Source organism: Pontimicrobium sp. MEBiC06410 (assembly GCF_053601615.1).
This window is the reverse complement of sequence record NZ_JBSHNT010000159.1, coordinates 1-18671: the sequence shown is the minus strand read 5'-3', so window position 1 is coordinate 18671 and position 18671 is coordinate 1. Positions and strand designations below refer to the sequence as shown.

16 protein-coding genes, 6 tRNA genes and 1 pseudogene are annotated in these 18671 nt (G+C 31.4%); 3 read left to right on the top strand and 20 right to left on the bottom strand.

The genetic code is table 11. From position 1 onward, the window contains the following. Positions 1-1518, top strand: a pseudogene (locus ACVC08_RS14485) (IS1182 family transposase); the annotation flags it as partial. A gap of 109 nt (positions 1519-1627) precedes the next feature. Here ACVC08_RS14485 and ACVC08_RS14480 read toward each other — a convergent pair. The 3 genes from ACVC08_RS14480 to ACVC08_RS14470 all read right to left on the bottom strand — a co-directional run bounded on the left by ACVC08_RS14480 (position 1628) and on the right by ACVC08_RS14470 (position 5132). Beyond that, positions 1628-2212 (bottom strand): hypothetical protein, encoded by a 585-nt coding sequence (locus ACVC08_RS14480; protein WP_452602561.1) that lies wholly within the window; start codon positions 2210-2212, stop codon positions 1628-1630. 35 nt (positions 2213-2247) lie between these two features. Then, positions 2248-2820, bottom strand: a complete 573-nt coding sequence (locus tag ACVC08_RS14475) for a DUF4870 domain-containing protein (protein WP_452602560.1) — start codon at positions 2818-2820, stop codon at positions 2248-2250. A gap of 308 nt (positions 2821-3128) precedes the next feature. Further along, positions 3129-5132, bottom strand: a complete 2004-nt coding sequence (locus ACVC08_RS14470; RefSeq protein WP_452602559.1) for a hypothetical protein — start codon at positions 5130-5132, stop codon at positions 3129-3131. 163 nt (positions 5133-5295) lie between these two features. Here ACVC08_RS14470 and ACVC08_RS14465 point away from each other — a divergent pair, with 163 nt between their 5' ends. Next, the gene (locus ACVC08_RS14465) at positions 5296-6141 is read left to right on the top strand and encodes a tyrosine-type recombinase/integrase (RefSeq protein WP_452602558.1); all 846 of its coding nucleotides are present in this window, start codon (positions 5296-5298) and stop codon (positions 6139-6141) included. A gap of 40 nt (positions 6142-6181) precedes the next feature. Here ACVC08_RS14465 and ACVC08_RS14460 read toward each other — a convergent pair whose 3' ends face one another. The 17 genes from ACVC08_RS14460 to ACVC08_RS14380 form a co-directional block, all read right to left on the bottom strand. Beyond that, complete coding sequence (locus ACVC08_RS14460) at positions 6182-6373, bottom strand: hypothetical protein (protein WP_452602557.1); 192 nt, start codon at positions 6371-6373, stop codon at positions 6182-6184. Then, positions 6366-6524 carry a hypothetical protein gene (locus ACVC08_RS14455; RefSeq protein ID WP_452602556.1) on the bottom strand — a complete coding sequence of 53 codons (159 nt, stop codon included), beginning with the start codon at positions 6522-6524 and terminating at the stop codon, positions 6366-6368. Before ACVC08_RS14455 ends, ACVC08_RS14460 begins: the two co-directional genes overlap by 8 nt. 478 nt (positions 6525-7002) lie before the next feature. After that, positions 7003-7075: transfer RNA gene (locus tag ACVC08_RS14450), tRNA-Cys, on the bottom strand. Positions 7076-7081: 6 nt separating this feature from the next. Beyond that, positions 7082-7153 (bottom strand) — tRNA-Asn (locus ACVC08_RS14445). 143 nt (positions 7154-7296) lie between these two features. Further along, positions 7297-7383, bottom strand: a tRNA-Ser gene (locus ACVC08_RS14440). A gap of 15 nt (positions 7384-7398) precedes the next feature. Then, a tRNA-Pro gene (locus ACVC08_RS14435) sits at positions 7399-7471 on the bottom strand. A gap of 5 nt (positions 7472-7476) precedes the next feature. Beyond that, positions 7477-7563: transfer RNA gene (locus tag ACVC08_RS14430), tRNA-Ser, on the bottom strand. 6 nt (positions 7564-7569) lie between these two features. Beyond that, positions 7570-7642: transfer RNA gene (locus tag ACVC08_RS14425), tRNA-Lys, on the bottom strand. 883 nt (positions 7643-8525) lie between these two features. Then, positions 8526-9557 (bottom strand): metallophosphoesterase, encoded by a 1032-nt coding sequence (locus tag ACVC08_RS14420; RefSeq protein ID WP_452602555.1) that lies wholly within the window; start codon positions 9555-9557, stop codon positions 8526-8528. Between the two features lie 59 nt (positions 9558-9616). Continuing rightward, complete coding sequence (locus tag ACVC08_RS14415; RefSeq protein ID WP_452600236.1) at positions 9617-10186, bottom strand: metallophosphoesterase; 570 nt, start codon at positions 10184-10186, stop codon at positions 9617-9619. Positions 10187-10265: 79 nt separating this feature from the next. Then, positions 10266-10799: a tetratricopeptide repeat protein gene (locus ACVC08_RS14410; protein ID WP_452602554.1), complete on the bottom strand. Its 534-nt coding sequence runs from the start codon at positions 10797-10799 to the stop codon at positions 10266-10268. Positions 10800-10912: 113 nt separating this feature from the next. Then, the gene (prfH, locus tag ACVC08_RS14405; protein WP_452602553.1) at positions 10913-11608 is read right to left on the bottom strand and encodes a peptide chain release factor H; all 696 of its coding nucleotides are present in this window, start codon (positions 11606-11608) and stop codon (positions 10913-10915) included. 4 nt (positions 11609-11612) lie between these two features. Beyond that, a complete protein-coding gene (locus ACVC08_RS14400) occupies positions 11613-12167 on the bottom strand; it encodes a hypothetical protein (protein ID WP_452602552.1) in 555 nt (184 codons plus the stop codon). A 27-nt stretch (positions 12168-12194) separates the two neighbouring features. Next, on the bottom strand, positions 12195-13586 hold the full coding sequence (locus tag ACVC08_RS14395) for an RtcB family protein (RefSeq protein WP_452602551.1): 1392 nt from the start codon (positions 13584-13586) through the stop codon (positions 12195-12197). Then, complete coding sequence (locus ACVC08_RS14390) at positions 13571-14263, bottom strand: hypothetical protein (RefSeq protein WP_452602550.1); 693 nt, start codon at positions 14261-14263, stop codon at positions 13571-13573. The genes ACVC08_RS14395 and ACVC08_RS14390 overlap by 16 nt, the downstream gene beginning before the upstream one ends. Before the next feature lie 791 nt (positions 14264-15054). Beyond that, positions 15055-17124: an elongation factor G gene (gene fusA / locus ACVC08_RS14385; protein ID WP_452602549.1), complete on the bottom strand. Its 2070-nt coding sequence runs from the start codon at positions 17122-17124 to the stop codon at positions 15055-15057. A 462-nt stretch (positions 17125-17586) separates the two neighbouring features. Then, positions 17587-18102 carry a hypothetical protein gene (locus ACVC08_RS14380; RefSeq protein WP_452602548.1) on the bottom strand — a complete coding sequence of 172 codons (516 nt, stop codon included), beginning with the start codon at positions 18100-18102 and terminating at the stop codon, positions 17587-17589. 101 nt (positions 18103-18203) lie between these two features. Between ACVC08_RS14380 and ACVC08_RS14375 the strand changes: the two genes are divergently transcribed. Continuing rightward, complete coding sequence (locus tag ACVC08_RS14375) at positions 18204-18581, top strand: CAP domain-containing protein (protein ID WP_452602547.1); 378 nt, start codon at positions 18204-18206, stop codon at positions 18579-18581. Positions 18582-18671: the final 90 nt, after the last annotated feature.

Genomic DNA, 18671 nt, shown 5'->3' with positions numbered 1-18671 from the left:
TTTCTGTTAAGTGAGCGTGTAAGTAAAACAAACTTTTACAGACGCTTAAAAGAGGGCTTAAATTTAGACTATTTATATGGCTTGACAGAGCAGTATTATGGAACAAGCGGACAGAAAAGCATCGATCCTATTGTGTTTTTTTAACTCTGTTTGGTGGGGTATTTAGAGAATATAATAAGTGACCGCAAACTAATAGAACATTGTAGTTTAAGACTAGATATCCTTTATTTTTTAGGCTACGATATCGATGAGAGCTTACCTTGGCACTCGACATTAAGTAGAACGCGTCAATTATTTCCAGAAGCAATCTTCGAAACGGTATTTACAAAAGTATTGAGTTTATGTATAGACAACGGTATGGTCAGTGGGCATACCCAAGCAATAGACTCAGCACCAATAAAAGCAAATGCCTCTATGGATAGTTTAGAGTTAAAAGTCCCAGAAGAAGACTTAGAAAAGCACCTACAAAAACTAAGGCATATAAGCCAGCAAGATAAACAAACTCCTATTCGAAAAGTACAGACAAATAAGGCAAGTAAAGAAACGCAAACTATTAGAGCAACTAATAAAGAGTTGCAAGCTATTGCAAGTAGAACTAAAAAATGGGCAAGAGAGCAAGATCAAAGACCCGGAGCAGGTAATAAAGGCAGCCGTTATACTAGTAACAAAACCCATTACAGTCCAAGTGACCCTGATGCCAGAATAAGTGTAAAACCAGGTAAAGCGAGAAAGCTAAATTACCTCAGTCAGCTTACTGTAGATACAGGACATCATGTAATAACCGATATCAAAGCCTATCATGCAGATGGCAAAGACAACCAATAATTACAAGATATCACTACTCGTGTACAAAAGCGGTTTTGGAGATCTGGTTTGTTATGGGAAAACTGTGTAGCCGATACAGGTTATAGTAGCGGAGAAAACTATGCCTTTTTAGAACGTAAGGGGCTTAAGAGTTTTATTCCTCCACATGGTACTTACAAAGGCGGACCAAAAGGTTTTACATATAAAGAACAAGAAAACCATTATGTGTGCCCACAAGGCAAAATAATACCCTTTACAAAAACCTTTGTAGAAAAGAAAAACCATACGAAGAAAAAAGAATACAGAGCCTCTAAAAAGGTGTGTATAGACTGCCCGATTAGAAGTCAATGCTTAGGGAAATCTGCACAAGAAAAGAAACTTACTATTACCTATTATCGTGCAGAATATGTGCGAAACATAGCAAGAGTAAACTCTAAACAAGGACGTTATATGAAACGTAAACGACAAAGTACAGTAGAACCAGTTTTTGGAACACTCACACAATTTATGGGACTCAGGAAAATAAACACCATAGGTATAGCGCAAGCAAATAAGGTTATGCACTTATCTGCTATAGCATATAACTTGAAAAAATATTTGAAATTTATAAATAGAACTATAAAAAGTGAGGCAAGCACTCAAGTTTCTATTATTAAACAAAACAACATGTTTTTACAACGTGTAAGCGTCTTTTTTAAGGGTCTAAAAATTTAATTTAGTTTGTCTTAAAAAACACAAAAGCCTCTTAAAAAGAGGCTTGTAGAAAATTGTTTTATGTGAAATTATAGGCTTGTGCAACGGTTACCGGTGTTGTAACCAGTTATTATTCTATTATCTTTTCTGTACTTGCCCCAAGCCAGTATTCAATTAATGAATCAAAACTGAAAATTAATACAATAAATAGAAGAGTAATTCCAAAAGTGATTAATCTTTTTTTAATAGGAATACTAGTTTTTGATTGAAAGCTAGTAAGCTTAATGACAATATCTTTTATTATTTCTCTATTGAAAAATAGAATTAACAATAACATTAAAAGAACAATTATGGCATTTGCTAAAGCTGGATATACATCAAGAAAAATAATATCGAATACAATTATGTTTACCATTATAGGTAATAATATCAATACACCTATCAATTTTGATTTATTCCATAATAAAAACCAAGCTCCTAAAAGTTGAAAAACACCAACGAACAAAATATAAAAATATGAATGTCCCATAAATGTCCAAGCCAATGAAAATCCACTTGCCTCACCTAATGTTGTATTCGCAATTTCGGAAGGTAATTTCCCTTTCATATAAAATTGTCCGCCTAATAATTTAGATAGTCCATAAATATTTATGATAATAAAAACACACTGGCGTAAGACAAGTTCGAATGTCGCTTTATAATTAAATTTATTCATAGTTACTTTTTTAAAGAAGAATAATTCAGTTGAGATTAACTTAAGAACTGAAACACTGATGGATACTTTATAGATTTCCCATTATGATATCTGAAAGTATTTGATATTACAACTATAAAATTTAGAAAATACAATGCGCTGATAGTTATTAGTATTCCAGAAAAAGAAATGTTTGTTAGTTCAAGTTTTGAGGTAATAAAAAGACCAATAACTAATAAAAACAAAAGTAATGCCCAAGATATTTGAAAATTTAAAATGGATTTTCCGACATAGTCTATGTCTTTTATCTTATCTTTTTTAGAGGTCCAAATAATTAGTGGAATTAGTATACCAAGCAATGGAAATGCTATAAAGCCTAGTTGAGACAAGTTCAATAGTAATAAAGCTTTACTATCCTCAATAATTTGCCAATCTATTAATTCGTTAGGTGTAACATTTAAGGCGCTAGATAATCTTTTAATGGAATCTCCAGTAGGTTGGGTTTCTCCATTTTCAATTCTTTGGACGGTCCGTAAACTTAACCCAGAATTTTCTGCCAAGAGTTCTTGTGACATACCGTTTCGCTTTCTTAATTCTTTTACTCTTTTTGCTAAATCTTTATTCTTCAATTGAGTGATGTTTAATTGTTGAAAGCAAAGCTAAATAAAAGCATTGGCATTGGTGTCGTCATCTATATGACATCTTTACGTCATCTGAGTTTTAATTGGTTACAACGGCTCGGCTAAGAAATCGTAGGGGAGTTTGAAACACTGTCCTTTCAATTTAGCACCTAGCTAAGCCAAATATTTTTATAATTATTTTTCTTTTTTCGTTATCAAAATTTTGGTTTGGCGGTTCTCAATCGAAGCTCTAAACTTCAATTCACCACCAAAACCCCTATGTTTTTTAGCCATTGTTAGCAGGCGTATTCTATATTTTATGTTGTTTTTGTGTCAATATAAGTTTGTAACTTACTTTTAGATTCCGTTATTCTAGGTGTCAATTGACTTTGAATAATATGGTTTGAAAGCGTTTTCTTTGAGAAATCAATTTCTGATATACTTTCTTCAAGTTCATTTAAAAATTTCATTTCCTCTGTCAAATACTCACTAAAAGAAGTATCCAAATATCTGATTTTAAGCAAAGAAGCTAAATCCATAATTCCTTCGGGTTTTGCATCTTTAATTCCTTGTTTAACCTTTTCGGATTCTAGTTGATGGAACAAAGGATTGTCAGGAGTTCTAATGTCGTATCTTTCAGGAAGAAACTCTTTAACAAATGTTGAGAGGTCAGTCTCGAATAAAGTTTGGAGGCTTTTTGCTTCTTCAATTGCTTTTAAAGCTTCTAGCTCTTGAATCTTATCTTTAATATGCTCAACTAATGAAGTCAAATGCTCTCCAGAGAAATTACCTTGAACCATTTCAAACTGAGATTTAGCAAAGTGATTAAAATTCACTTTTGGTAGAAGTAAATCAAGCCCTGTTCTAATTTTAGAAGTAATAATATCTTTTTCTAATTCAATTATATCATTGAATCCAAGCAAAAACACACCTGCATTTAGATATGATACAATATCCTCTAGAACACCTCTTTCACAAAAGACCAGAAGTTCATTTAATACTTTAACAAATTCAGAATCTGTATATTTCCAATAACCTGTTTGTTGAAATGAATTTAAAATTTGATGTGCAGGATTTATTTTTCCTTCTTTAACCTTAAAGCTTTCTTCTAGGTTTTTTAGAAATATGACTTTATCTATTTGCTTACCTGAAGTAATCAAATTGTATAGTTCTTCATAGAAAATGTACGATTCAGATAGTCGATTGTAATATTTACTTTTAAAGTTTTCTGAATAAGTCCATTCATTATCTTCTGTTTCAATTTCCGTGTTATCATTTGGAGATGATAAGTCTAAATCACCAAAGTCAAAATCTGAAAAAGTAGAAGCCTGATTATCTAGATTTTTTTTGTCTATTAGTGTGATATTATTAGGCTTTCTGAATTCAATTGAAATAGATAATGTAAAAACCCATAAGTTTTTTAATTGAAAGGTAATTAATTCTGAAATTTCATTTCCATTTGTTAAATTTTCAAACGCTATTTTAAAATGCTCAAGAGAAAACTTTAAAGTACGGATGTTAGAAAATGACTTTCTTAATTCTTTATTTATTTCACTGTCTTCAACTTCTGTTGTGAGGGTTTGAATAAAAAAAGTTTTGTTGGCTATTAAATATGTTTTGAAATTACTGTCAGGGTATTCAGCTATGACACTATCAAAAATATCGTCAAGGTCAGGGATGAAATGGATGGTTTTTTCTATTGTTTTTTCTTTAAAAGCTATTCCATTTTTTATTTCAGATTCATTAGCAATTAATAATACTTTACATCCTTTGTTTTCAACTAAGTCATTTATTATTCCTAGAAAATCATCAATATTGATTTTCTCACTCATCCTCTCAATATCATCAAAACAAATAAGAAGTTGGTCGTGCGGTATTAATCTGAAAAGGTTTTCGCCAGTACCAAGTATTAGTTTTTCTACGTCTACGAATTTTTTTATATACGGAACTGCATCTGTTAAATTTTTTACATTTTTAGCTATTGTTCCTGTTCCCAAGTTGACTTTTTCTCCTTTGCTATCAAAATATGCAAAAAGAACTTTTTGAGCGATATTATTTTTATCAGTTTCACCGTATAGCGAAACTATTATAGGGGAATAATCAGTCTTTTTCTCTATTAACGGAAATATGCGTTTCTTAATGTGGTAAGTTTTTCCGCTACCCCAATCCCCAGTAAGTAAAAGAGCACCTGTTGTTTTCATTCTTAAATGATTTAGGATTGGTTCACTTATCGGACTGTCTAACTCAATATCAGTTAATTCAGAGGTCTCTTTTTTCTGCTCCACTTTTTCTTTTTTAAATATTCTGTTAAAAATGTTCACTGCGGTTTTATTTTATGCCTGCTAACACCCAAATATACGCATTGCGTTTATCATTATTTTAATTATGGCGTTTATCCAAAATTTATTTTTTAGAGAGAATGGCTACTATGTTTATAATTTACTGTATATTTAAAAGGATGATTTAAAAGATAAAACGAATGTTATGTCATTAACTAAAACGATATTAGGAGAATTTGAAAGGAAGCTTTATCTGCAACGCTATGCACTTTCCTCCATAAAATCGTACACAAATGCTTTATCTAAATTTCTAATAGCTTTTGAAGGCTCTTCACTGGAAAAGGTTAAAGAAAGAAATATTGAAAACTTCTTATTTCATTTACAAAAAACAGAGGATATAAGTACTGCATATCAAAAACAGATTCTTAGTGCTATAGATAAATATTATCAATTATTTCACACTAAAAAGTTGAATCTTAAATATCTTTATCCAAAACGAAACTCAAAAACGTTACCAAAGTACTTAACACGTAATGAGGTAATTAGATTAATATCTGTGTGCAAGAACATAAAACATCGGTGCATCCTAAAACTTTTATATGGATGCGGATTAAGAGTAGGAGAAGTATTAGCACATAAAATAAAAAATGTTAATTCTGATCAGATGCTTTTACACATAGACATTGCAAAAGGCAATAAATCTAGAACAGTCAAGCTTCCTACAACCGTGCTTCAAGATTTGAGAGTTTATTATAAAAAATATAAGCCTAAAGATTTTCTTTTTGAAGGTCAGAATAAGCCAATTTATTCAGCAAGAAGCATTCAGAATTTTATTAAAAGATACGGGCATGAAGCCAAGATTATAAAAACAGTTACCCCACATATGCTTCGCCATAGTTATGCTACGCATTTAGTTGAAAGTGGAGTAGATATTCGCTTTGTAAAAGAACTACTTGGGCATAACTCAATTAAAACTACAGAAATATACACACATATCACTGATATATCAAAGTCTAAATTCATGAGCCCAATAGAACACTTGAATCTATAACTTGGTTATTATGAAGTAGTATAATAAACAAGAAATATTGTCATTTTCTAACCTTTTCAAGTTCTGCAAGCCTCTTACTCATCACCACCTTCTGCTTCTTCTCCAAATCATCCTTGGCAAACATATTATCAATCATAATCTCCACGACTTGTTTGTTGTAGGCTTCCATACTTTCAATACGTTCTAATTTCTCAAGCAAAGTAACATCGGTGGTTCGCTCCTCTTTAAACAAGCGTCACTTCGCTTAATGGTATATTTTTGATAACCATCTTTGATATATTTAAAAGTACCTGTTTTAAACTTAGAACAGCTTCGCTAATAACGATTTCTATTTCGTCATCAGTCCATTGTTCTTTTCGTGCTTGCCTTCTAAATGCGCCCATAATGGCATAAGCTTTGCCGTTAACCCCAACCAGGTCGAGATTAACTGTTTTGTCTATTATTTTTTTTCATAATGGTGTACCCGAGAAAGCGGGTGGCTTTTTTAAAAGTGAATATTGAATTGTTTGTTTTAGTGCAGAGTTTATACATTTAATCTAATATCTCAAATATTATAAATAACTAAGACTATAACTTTATACACAAAAGATGTTTGAGCATTACTCCAATACTTGATGATTTTACTTTGGGATAAAATTAAGTAGTATTCGTAATTCAAGTATTGAGTATGTTTAACTATAGAAGTAGAAATTTTTAGTTTGTTACACCTATGTTGTACCCTAAAAATAAGAAAACCCTTAGACTTTATAAAAGCTAAGGGTTTGCTTGTTGGCCCACTAGGGCTCGAACCTATTAAGCCTTGGCACCAGTTTTACAGACTGGCTCAACTCACCATCGTTGACGCATTCCCTTTTATTTTTGAGACAAGGATGAGAGTCGAACTCATAAAATTTAGTTTTGCAGACTAATGCCTTAACCATTCAGCCACCTTGTCGTTTAGCGATACCGAAGGGATTCGAACCCTTAACCTGATGGTTAACAACCAACTGCTCTGCCATTGAGCTACGATATCATGTTTTGGAGTTACGAAGACTTATACTCCGTTTTGCAAATTGCAAATGAGCTTGCGAATTCAACGAAACTTATTTATCAAAATAAATTTCAGTGAGTTAAACCCGCTGTTTTAGCCAGTTAAACTATAACCCCATAGTATTGCGGAGGACAAAGGAATCGAACCTTCACCGCCATATGGCGGACTTGTTTAGCAGACAAGCGCAACGAACCAACATTTGCCTATCCTCCATTTAATTTATTTAGTCTGAGAGACAGGAGTCGAACCTGCAACCTCTCGCATCCAAAGCGAGTAAACTATCCATCGTTATCCTCTCAGTTTTGCGGAAGGAGTGGGAGTCGAACCCACACGAGTCATTAACTCCGAACAGTTTTCAAGACTGTGGCCACCTCCTATTGGCTTGCCCTTCCGTTTTGTTGACGTGGTGAGGATCGAACTCACGACCTCGGCATTAAAAGTACCTTGCTCTACCAACTAAGCTACACGTCAATTTTTCTATATTTCTATTTCAATGAACACCATAAAAAAAGCACCTCTTGTAACGGAAGGTGCTTTTTTTAAATCTATGTATACATCAACTCATGTATACACAACCTTCCTAGTATATTTTATAAATCTTTCATCACAACTAAATGTTGCGACTGGTCTCGGCGAGCGAAACCAAAGATTTTGTTTAATTATATATTGTAAATAATTCCTCATTATTGTTTTGTTATTTTGATGGTGCAAATATGAAACGCTTTTTTGAATTATACAAGAAAAATTTCAATTTAATTTACTGATTATCAATTAGTTAATCAATTTTAAGGCATTGAAATCCCTGTCCGTTTTTTAACGGATAATCAACATTTTTACAATAGCCTGTCTCACAATTGTTTTGCTGTTTCAAATTCTTATTTTACTGTTTTTAGTTTTTCAAATTCACTTAAAAATAATTTCAAAAAAAACGCCCAACTTTTAGGTTGGACGCTTTATATTCTACTTTTAATTATGGGTTAAATCATAATTTATTTTTTAAAATAGGTATAAAACATCCTCTTAAGAGATTCAGTGCGATGACTGCTCTTCTATAATCATATTCACTAAAGCGCAATATGGGTTGTTTATGTATTTGTTGTTTATTCATTTTGTTTTTTATTGACTCTGCAAATATTTAGCTCTAATGCGCATTGTTTTTACGTAGTCAATTATTTTATTACAAATGCTTTTAAAAACTCTGCCAGAATACAATTTCCGACAGAGCGTTTCTTAATTACTAAAAAATCAATTAATAGCATTAGTAACTAATTGTTAATTACAGTGCAAATATTTAATAGTATTACGCAATGTTTTTACGTAGCAAATATTTTATTAAAATTAATTATTAGGTTATCTATAAGTTCTCTCTATTAGGGATTTCTTCTAAACTTAACTCGAGAGCTAAGTTGATTATTTTCCTTGGTGTATATAACATTTTTTCCAAATCACTTATTTGTAAGTTTTTCGAATTTGCTTTATAAAGAAAGCTACTGTAGCTTAATTTGGCTATGTTTCTACCAAATTCATCTTTATATTTTTCTTTTAACTCTAAAGTAATTTCTTCTAATCGATTTTTTAATACTACAATAGTGTTTAATAACTGATCAAGCCAGTTTTCAATCTCTTTCAAGAAATTCTTGACTTCAATTTCATTTTTATAGCTTAATTTTTTAATCTCATTACGAATATGTTCAATCTTCATACCTTCCCAGTTTTTTGCTTTTAACACTGGTATTTGCCACTTTGACTGTGCTACTTTCCAATAATCTGTTTTCACTTTTACTTGATGGATTTTAAATCCAGGAAGTTCAATAATAGTTAGATGTCCGCCATGACATGCTCCTGTATCTATACCATAAGTATTATTCTTAATTTTTGGAGTATCACCAACGACATGATGCCCATAGATTATAGGTTTTGTTCCTTTGTAATAGTCTGACCAATATTTACCTTCTTCATATTTAGTTTCAAGATGCCTACTTCCAGAAGTTGTTCCTGCCAAAACTTCTTTCTTTTGCTCACTTAATATTTTGTCATGCTCAAAAAAAGCATGAACTATTATAGCGTCATTTGTTTCATAATAATAAGGCAATGTTTTCAACCATTCTTTAAAACCTTTATATTCATCAGCAAATTGAACTTTTACTATCTCTTGAGAATAACTTAAAACACCTCTTAAATGTTTTCTTTCGTGATTACCCATTAATACTATTGCATTATCTCGATTTTTAAAATAGTTATATAACTCTAAAGATTTATTCCCTCTGTCTACAAGATCTCCTAGTGAAATTATTAAATCATTTTCGGTTATTCCTATTTGATTTGATAGCTCTATAAACTCATCATAGCATCCATGTAAATCTCCTACTATGTATGTTTTTTTCATTTTTTTGGGTTTTAGACACTCATTAAGAGCAATTGTAATTACTCTTTTGTGTCGTTATTCTATTTTCTTTTCTCAAATGGGGGTTCCCATTTTTTTTGTTTCATAATGGCTTTTACTTCAGCATAGGATAACGGATAAAAGTCGTGACAGTCTACGCCTACATCGAATGCATTCATGGTTTCATCGTCTTGTAAGCTTCCGTGCGAGTGTCCGTATAAATGCCATGTTCCTCGAAAACTAGATCGCCAAACACGCATAGCGTAGTGTAACAATATAATTTTCTGTTTACCATTTGGTGCTTCTTCATCGGCGACGTTTAATTCGAAATAGTCTTTTGTCCATTCAAATCGATTAGTATTAGACATCGCTGCACCTTCGTGATTACCTTTTATTAAATAGATTTTACCATTTAATTGCTCTAAAATAGCTTTCATTCTATCGGCTTTGCACAAGCCTAAATCTCCCAAATGATAGACCTTATCATTTTTACCAATTTTACTGTTCCATCGTTTTATAAGTTCTTGATCCATTTCTTCTACTGTATTAAATGGACGGTTAGAGAACTTTATAATATTTTCGTGACCAAAGTGATGGTCTGATGTAAAATATACATCTGTTGCATACTTCATTGTATTTATATTTTTTAATGTGATTGTCTATTTAGTTCTCAACTGTGCTCGAACTGACATTTTAGACAATCTCTATTGATTATTTTTTCTTTTTACTCTTCTTATTCTTTGCTTTTGTTTTCTTCTTACTTGGTTTTATTTTACTCTTTATTCTGCTTATTTCACTATTAATATAGCTAATAAAAGAATCGTTATAACCAAATTGTTTAGCGGTCTTAAAAGCTTTAATGGCGCTTTTATACTCTTGTTTTATTTCAAACAATTGTCCTTGCTTGTCCCAAATACAGCCTTTATCTATTCCTTTTACAGTTAATGCAAAATCGATTAGTTTTTGTGCTTCATTAAAATCGTCATTCCACAATAATGTCTGTATATATTTATAATATACTTTTTGAAAATCCATTTTATTAGCTAGGGCTTCTGCATAATATAGTTTAGCTTGCTCATAATCTCCTAATTGCTCTGCTTGTATTTGCCCCATTAAATATAAAGCATATACATTTTCAGATTCGTATGACAAAGCGTAGTTTAAATTTTCTACAGCTTCTTCTAACTCGTATGGATAGGCATCTATTGCTTTAAGCACGTAATTATTTAATAAACTTGTTTCCATAATTTTAAGTTTTTAAGATTATAATAGCTCAGTCTCGATACAATTTTTCTTCGTTACACTACGAAAAATCACTCGACTTGACGTTTCTTCATCAATTAATCCTCTATTTATAATCATTTTTTTAATTCATTACGCAGGTCATTTTTTAATGTACTGCGTTGTTTTTTATAAGTTTTTACAACTTTGTTTTTCTTAAAATCGGATCCTTTAAAAACCTGTATTGGGTTACCTCGTTCTAATTTTAAATGGTTTTCCCATTGATTTTTAACACTAGATTTAAGTGCTTTAAGCTGCAACTCGTTTACTTTTTCTTGTAAACGTATTCTTGCTATTTTTTTATTTTGATGTTGTGAGCGGCTATCCATTACTAGCACTTGCGTGTTAGTTGGTTTATGGATAGCCCTAATAGCGGAGCTCACTTTATTTACATGTTGCCCTCCTGGCCCTGAACTTCTTGTAGCTTGATAATTGACATCTTTTTCATGTATTTGAAATTGTTGTTGTTGTTCAATTTCGTATAGCCCTACAAACCAGTTTTTACGCTTATGCCGTGGTCTAAATGTTGAAACCCCTATCCATTGTATAGTGCCTTTCCATTGATTTAAAAATGTACTTAGATTTTTTCCTTCTAGTTGAATCGTGACAGATTGTAATGTCATGTTTTCAATACCTTTTTCTCTTTGTAATATTTTATAATCTATAGTATTGCTTTTTACGGCGTCTAAAAATTTCTTTAATACTTGTGCTACAACCCAGCAACATTCTGCTGGTCCTCGACCAGAGGTTATTTGTATTATTTTTGTTTCCAATGTTTTATGTTTTTTCTAAAGGATTTTTAGAAAGCAATACATTGCCTACTGGACTTTTACCTTTTTCAATGAGTTGTAATGCAGCTTTTACTGCCCAACATTTATCGCTAGAATGAATGTTGGAGTAATAGCTTAATAGTGTTTTTGGTTCTACTATTTGCCAACCGTTTACTTCTATAGTTTCTACTGTATTCGACTCGAAAAAATCTATAGTCACTCTTACTTGTTTTCCAGAGTTTAACCAGTCTATTTTTTCGTAACGTCTAAAATTCTCATTACTTGGCATGTGATCGTATCTTGTCCACACTTTTTTAAAGCCTTCTTGTGCTAATATTACCATAACTTCTGCAACGTCTTTTGGACGTACAAAAATGTCTATATCCTTATGATCGTGTGCATGTTTATATTCTGTATGGCCTTCTGGCGACATAAAATGCCATGCCCAACCTCCAGAGATTATAATCCATGCTTTTAATTTATTTAAAATGTCCAAACCTTGTTCTATTCTATAGTTTGGCCACTGTTCTCCGTATCTTTTTATGTTATGATTTGCTCCCATAATCTATTTATTTTTTTAAGCAAAAAATTATCTGTCCATTCTCACAATCTTTGGTGTAAACTTACCTACAACCTCCACCAATTCTAATTGGTTTTGCATGACTTTTTCTATGTTTTTATAAGCCATTGGTGCTTCGTCTATGCCTCCACCTATTAATGAGACTTCATGTTTTTGTAATTCTTTTTTAATTGCACTTTGCGTTAACTTCATTTTACATTGTCGTCTCGACAATAATCGTCCTGCACCGTGCGATGCCGATTGTAAACTGTCCTTATTTCCTAATCCTCTTACTATAAATCCTGGCGCAGTCATAGATCCTGGGATAATACCTAATTCTCCTTTTTTGGCCGGTGTTGCTCCTTTTCTATGCACTATACATTCTTCGCCATTTACTTCTTGTTTCCAAGCAAAATTGTGATGATTTTCTATTTTAGCTATTGGTCTTTCTCCTAATAGTTTTGCTATTCTTTTATGAATATCATCATGGCAAGCTTGCGCATAATCTCCAGCTAAATTCATGGCCAACCAATATTCTTGTCCGTCGTGCGTATTTAAGTCTAACCATGCTAAATGTTGTACATGTTTTGGCAACGGACATTGTTTTGTTGCTAAATAGGTATAGTGTTTTGCGATGTTAGCACCTAATCCTCGTGATCCACTATGCGATAAAACACCTAGATATTCTCCTATTTGTAAATCCCATTCGTTGTTTACATCTAGAATATTGACTTCTCCAAATTCTACAAAATGGTTTCCTCCTCCAGAGGTTCCTAATTGTTTATACGCTTTATCTTTTAAGCGTTTTACTAACGGAATGGTTTTAAATTCATCTCGCTCGAAAACTGGGCTATCATGTTTTATCTTGTGTGTTTCGTACATTCCAAATTTGGTATGCTCGGACAAAATATTTTCCAATTGATGCTTTTTACCTTTTAAGTAAGAGGCTTTTACTGGATAAATAGTTAAACACATTCTACAGCCAATATCTACACCTACGCCATAAGGTATTATTGCATTTTTTGTGGCTAATACCCCTCCAATTGGTAAGCCATAACCTACATGAGCATCTGGCATTAAAGCGCCTGCTACAGAAATTGGCAACTTTAAAGCATCGTATAATTGATATTTTGCTTGATCTTCAATTTCGTTTTCGCCATAAATATGGAATGGTGCTCTGTTAGTGTTTAACTTTTGTTTTGTTACATGTACTGGATCTAATAAACTTTCTGCTATTTTCCCCCAAACGCCATCACCTTTATAGTGTTCTGGATTTAATAATACTTTTTTTGCTTCTGTTAATATTTTCTCTTTTTTTACTCGTTTCTGATATCGATTAATCTGACCTAAAGTCACATTAATACTATTGTTTTTTGGAAAGCCTAATTTTATTAAGTCTTTTCCGCTTAATTTCTTTCCCATGATATGGTTTCGTTAATGATGTCTTCTAGAGCATATTTTTTTAACTCTTTTAGACTCCTGTTTGTTTTTAATTTTTCTTGTCTATCTATTCTTGCTTTCCAATAATAATCGGACCAAGAATAGAATCCTTCAGTGATGTTGTAGTATCCTTTTTTATATAATTGTTCTTCTATAAATGAGCGTTCTTTTAAAAGCTCTGAATCTATACGTTTCCTGTGTGTTATATAGGCTCTAGTAAACTTAATTTTATAGGTTCGTTTAGGAAGCTTTACATAAAATCTTGTTTTTATTTTATGTTTATACTCATAATATCTAAAAGCTACACATAGTGCTTTTGCACCATCACTTAACTTATTATATTGCTTTTTGCTTAGCGTAGGAACATCATTATAAATAAGATGCCGAGAGGTTTCTTTTTGCCATTTAAACGCTACTTTTTCTTTGGTTTTTGCCCAAATGGCTTTTTCAACCTTATTGTAAACTTCTAAAATGGCTTCTTTGTGCTTATAATTTTCTACACGATGGGTTATTTTAATTTCTTTATACCAACCGTATCGTATCGGTTTTTCTAATTCTATAAAGCCTAGGTTATTTATTTGCTTACTAATCTCCCATTGTCGTTTTAATAAACGACAAACTTCCTTTTGCCTCGCTGCTTTTATGTGTACTGGTTTCATTAGACATTTTCAAATTGGTTTTGTCTTTGTTTTAATGATTCCAATAATTACTCCCAATTAGGAATCGGTGTTTAGATTGTATATAAGTGTTTCATTTTTAAATTTTGTGTTGTGAATTGCATTTTGAATCGTGTCGACTACGAACAAACTACCATTCTGGTTGTGTTGTTGTTAATTTACTGTTTGGATGTTTTTTAGCAGACTTGCTAATGACTGAAAACAAAAAACCCGAAACAGTTTTTAAATTGCTTCGGATTTTTCATTTATCTATGAAAAGTGGTATTAACTATACGCTCGAAGCACAACAAAAGGTAGAATTCCTTTTGGATCGTTTTGATTTGATATAAATAAACTCATACTTCGATTTTAGTTAAACTTAATTTTGTTGCTGTATTGCGATGCAAATATAAAATGTAATTTTTGATATTTCCAAATCAATTATTTACAAAAACATTTAGACAATAGAAATCTTGTCCGAAATTATTCAGATTTATAACTTATTGATGGCGTGACATGTAGTTAATCAACACACATTATTTATGACTCTTAAAAAAAATCAAAAAAAAAAACGTCCAAATTTAATTATTTGGACGTTTTTATTATTTTTTACATTGTATTTATCTATTAAAATGCCTACAACCTCGCAGTTTTACGCCCTGATTATGTGATTTAAATAAATTCATACAGTATATATTTTTATATTTTTTTGCTTTTGTGCAGCACAAATATGTGATTTTTATTTTGATTTATGAAAAAAAAGCTGTGATTTTATAAAATCACAGCTTTTTAAATTACACTACTACTTGGTTAAAAACAGTATCTGTTACTTTATTATATTTTAATAAGGTTAACGATATGGTTCCTCTACCACTAGTTAAGGTTTTTAAATCGGAGATATAACCAAAGGTTGTTAATAAAGGCACTTGGGCACTTATCTTCCGTTTCGTTCCGTCTTCTTTTATTTCCATAATAATGCCTCGTTTTTTATTAATGTCTGATGTTACTTTTCCTAAATAATCTTCTGGACATTCAATTTCGGCATTCATTATAGGTTCTAACAGTATAGGTTTTGTTAAAGCTGCTACTTGTTTAAAACCATGTTTAGCAACAATTTCAAAATCTAATGGGCTAGAATCTTCTGCATGAACCTTTCCGTCTAATAAAACTACACGCATCGTTTCTACAGGGTAACCTGCTAATATTCCAGATTGCATAGCTTCTAAAAATCCTTTTTCAACATTAGGAATAAATTCTTTAGGTATGTTTCCGCCTTTAATTTCATTTACAAATTCTAATCCTTTTTGTTTTTCGACACTAGGACCCAATGTAAATTTAATTTGGGCGAATTGTCCGTTTCCTCCATTTTGTTTTTTAAAGACTTCTGTATGTTCTACGGTTGTCTGTAAACGTTCTTTAAAGGATACTTTTGGATTCCCTTTTTGAATGGCTACTCCAAATTCTGATTTCAACTTTTCTAATCGTACATCTAAATGTAACTCTCCCATACCATGCAAAATGGTTTGCCCTGTTTGCTGATCGAAAGACATTTTTAATGATGGATCTTCGTCTAAAATTTTAGCAATAGCTTCTCCAAAATGTTTTTCGTCATCTTTAGATTTTGGTTCCACTGCTATACTTATAACAGGTTCTGACACATCAATAGATTCTAGAGTAAATGCATCGTCTAGTTCACATAACGTATCTCCAGTTTTTGCATTCTTTAATCCTATTAATGCTACAATATCTCCTGCTTTAGCTTCTTTTAGTTCTATAAATTTATCGGCTTGAATTTTTAAAATTCTACTTACTCTATTTTTTTGTTGAGATCTAGAATTTAAAATAGTCTCGCCTACTTTAATAGCACCAGCATACACTCTAACCATAGCCAAACTTCCTACGTAATTATCTGAAACAACCTTAAATACTAATCCTGTAAATGGTGTACTAACAGAACGTAATCTTCGTTCTTCTTCGTTATTTTTATTTACACCTTTTATATACTTAATATCTTCCGGTGCTGGTAAGTATTGCGAAATAGCATTTAATAATGGCTGCACGCCTATATACTTAAACGATGAACCACAAAGCACTGGTACTGCTTGTTGTTTTATTGTAATAGCCCTAATAGCACGCATTAGTTCTGTATTACTAATCGGTTCATTTTCCAAATACTTAATCAGTATAGTTTCATCAAAACCAGAAACTGTTTCTATAAGTTGTTCTTTCCATTGTAACAGTAATGGCTTTAAATCTTCGGTGACTGCTTTCTCTTCCCAAGTATGCCCTAAATCATTCGCATTCCAATACATTGCTTTTTCTGTTATAAGATCAATAATACCTATAAAATCATCGCCCTCTCCTATAGGAATTTGAAGTACCATTGGTACTGTATTTAATTCTTGTTGAATGTCGCTGACAACTTTAAAAAAGTCTGCACCGATTCTATCCATTTTATTAATAAAACACAGTTTTGGAATACCATATTTATTAGACTGACTCCAAACGGTTTCAGATTGCGGCTCGACACCTGATGATGCACAAAATAAAGCCACAACTCCATCTAATATTCTTAATGAACGTTCTACTTCTATAGCAAAATCTATATGCCCAGGCGTATCTATTATATTAATTTGATGTGTCATCTCATTATAATTCCAATCTGCTGAAATTGCCGATGACGAAATCGTTATGCCTCGTTTTGCTTCTTGAGGATCACTATCGGTTACTGTATTACCATCATCTATATTTCCTGGTTTATGTATTGTCCCTGTGTAATAGAGTATTCGCTCTGTTGTTGTCGTTTTTCCTGCATCTACATGGGCTATTATTCCTATATTTCTAAGTTGTTTATCTCGTTTCATTATATATAATTTTTTAGTTTACTCCATAAAAAAAGCCTCCCGAAATGAGAGGCTCTTATTAAAGTATTATTAATAGCTTACCTCTTCCGCTGTTTAGGGAACTTGATTATTGATATTAATTTTAAAGTAAGCTTCATTGTAATTTGTTTGTTTTTTAATCTATTCTTTTTTTCAAATAGGTAGAATAAAAAAAGGCTTCCTAAAAAAGAAAGCCTTAAAATTATATATTAAAGTTTTTCAGTTTAGGACACATTTTCTACTCTACCAAAATACACAGTTCTGATAGCGCCATTGCAAGCGATGATGTTTCTATTTATCCTAATTGTTTTCATTTTTATTTGACTAATTGAGTTGCAAATATTGACATTTATTTTTCAATTTTCATAATTTATTTTTTCAAATACTTAAAATTTAGCTCCATAATACGAAGTATTATATTTTTTTGAAACATGCAAGATGTTTTTAATTATACGGTTGTAATGCTAACTCTAATCCTTCTTTTATGTCATTAACCTCCTGTTTTTCTTGAATTGTTTTAAGCACTTGTTCGGAGTAAAATTTTGCTTCTATTTCTTCAGTTCCTTTGCAACAAAACCCTTCTTCTACATAGTCGAAATAATCTTTTAACTTATATAATTCCCATAGTATTGCATAATCAGTATCGTAATTAAAATCTTGTTCTAAATGATTTATTACTTTATGGATTTCCTTATATGTTTTAGCGTTAACTATTTTTGAACAGATTTCTTTTATTTCTATGATTTCAAAATAACTACCATCTAAAGCGTTTAAGACTATAGTTTTTAGATCTAACCTCCATGATTTCCCTCTAAAATTAATAGTAATAACATCAAAATACAACAAGTTATTTTCTAGGTTATTTAAAATTTCTTCTGAAGTATATAACCAATCTTCAAATTCTGAAACAGTTATTTTATCTACTAATACATTGAATATTTTAAGTTTAAGTGCCTCCATTTTTTAATGCTTTTAAACAAAGGTTTTAGATTAATACGCAATCATTTTGCGTACTCATTATTTTAATATAAATTAGATGAAGATTATGGTCCTTTTAAACTATGAAAAACATTCTTTTCTGCTTCTTATTTTTAATACTTCCGCTTCAATTTGCAAACGCACAATTAAATGCTTCTGAGAAAGAAATACTTTCTAAAGCACTAGTAAAAAGGGTTAACGATTTAAGAAAAAAATTAGGCAAGCATCCTCTTAAAAGAGATATAGATTTAGTAAAAGCTGCACAATTACATTCGGATTATATGGTTAAAAAAAGTTCATTAAACCATAACCAAGTAGGAACAGACTTTCCTAAACCGAAAGACCGTATTTTACACTTTAATAAAAGCTTTATTAGTTTTGGAGAAAATGTTTTATATAGTAAACCTGTACTGGACTTGCAACAAAAAACTGGACAAAAAGAAGAGAGATTATGCTGCTAATTTTTGATTGTTCATTTCTGTTTCAAATTCTTCAATAGATTTTAAGCCTAAAGCCGTGTGTAATCTTTTTCTATTATACCAAGTTTCAAT

Bases quoted from the DNA above. Each gene is read 5' to 3' on its own strand.
- ACVC08_RS14480 (WP_452602561.1), bottom strand. From the start codon at position 2,212: ATGAATAAATTTAATTATAAAGCGACATTCGAACTTGTCTTACGCCAG.
- ACVC08_RS14465 (WP_452602558.1), top strand. From the start codon at position 5,296: ATGTCATTAACTAAAACGATATTAGGAGAATTTGAAAGGAAGCTTTAT.
- ACVC08_RS14455 (WP_452602556.1), bottom strand. From the start codon at position 6,524: ATGGGCGCATTTAGAAGGCAAGCACGAAAAGAACAATGGACTGATGAC.
- ACVC08_RS14420 (WP_452602555.1), bottom strand. From the start codon at position 9,557: ATGAAAAAAACATACATAGTAGGAGATTTACATGGATGCTATGATGAG.
- ACVC08_RS14415 (WP_452600236.1), bottom strand. From the start codon at position 10,186: ATGAAGTATGCAACAGATGTATATTTTACATCAGACCATCACTTTGGT.
- ACVC08_RS14410 (WP_452602554.1), bottom strand. From the start codon at position 10,799: ATGGAAACAAGTTTATTAAATAATTACGTGCTTAAAGCAATAGATGCC.
- ACVC08_RS14400 (WP_452602552.1), bottom strand. From the start codon at position 12,167: ATGGGAGCAAATCATAACATAAAAAGATACGGAGAACAGTGGCCAAAC.
- ACVC08_RS14395 (WP_452602551.1), bottom strand. From the start codon at position 13,586: ATGGGAAAGAAATTAAGCGGAAAAGACTTAATAAAATTAGGCTTTCCA.
- ACVC08_RS14390 (WP_452602550.1), bottom strand. From the start codon at position 14,263: ATGAAACCAGTACACATAAAAGCAGCGAGGCAAAAGGAAGTTTGTCGT.
- fusA (WP_452602549.1), bottom strand. From the start codon at position 17,124: ATGAAACGAGATAAACAACTTAGAAATATAGGAATAATAGCCCATGTA.
- ACVC08_RS14380 (WP_452602548.1), bottom strand. From the start codon at position 18,102: ATGGAGGCACTTAAACTTAAAATATTCAATGTATTAGTAGATAAAATA.
- ACVC08_RS14375 (WP_452602547.1), top strand. From the start codon at position 18,204: ATGAAAAACATTCTTTTCTGCTTCTTATTTTTAATACTTCCGCTTCAA.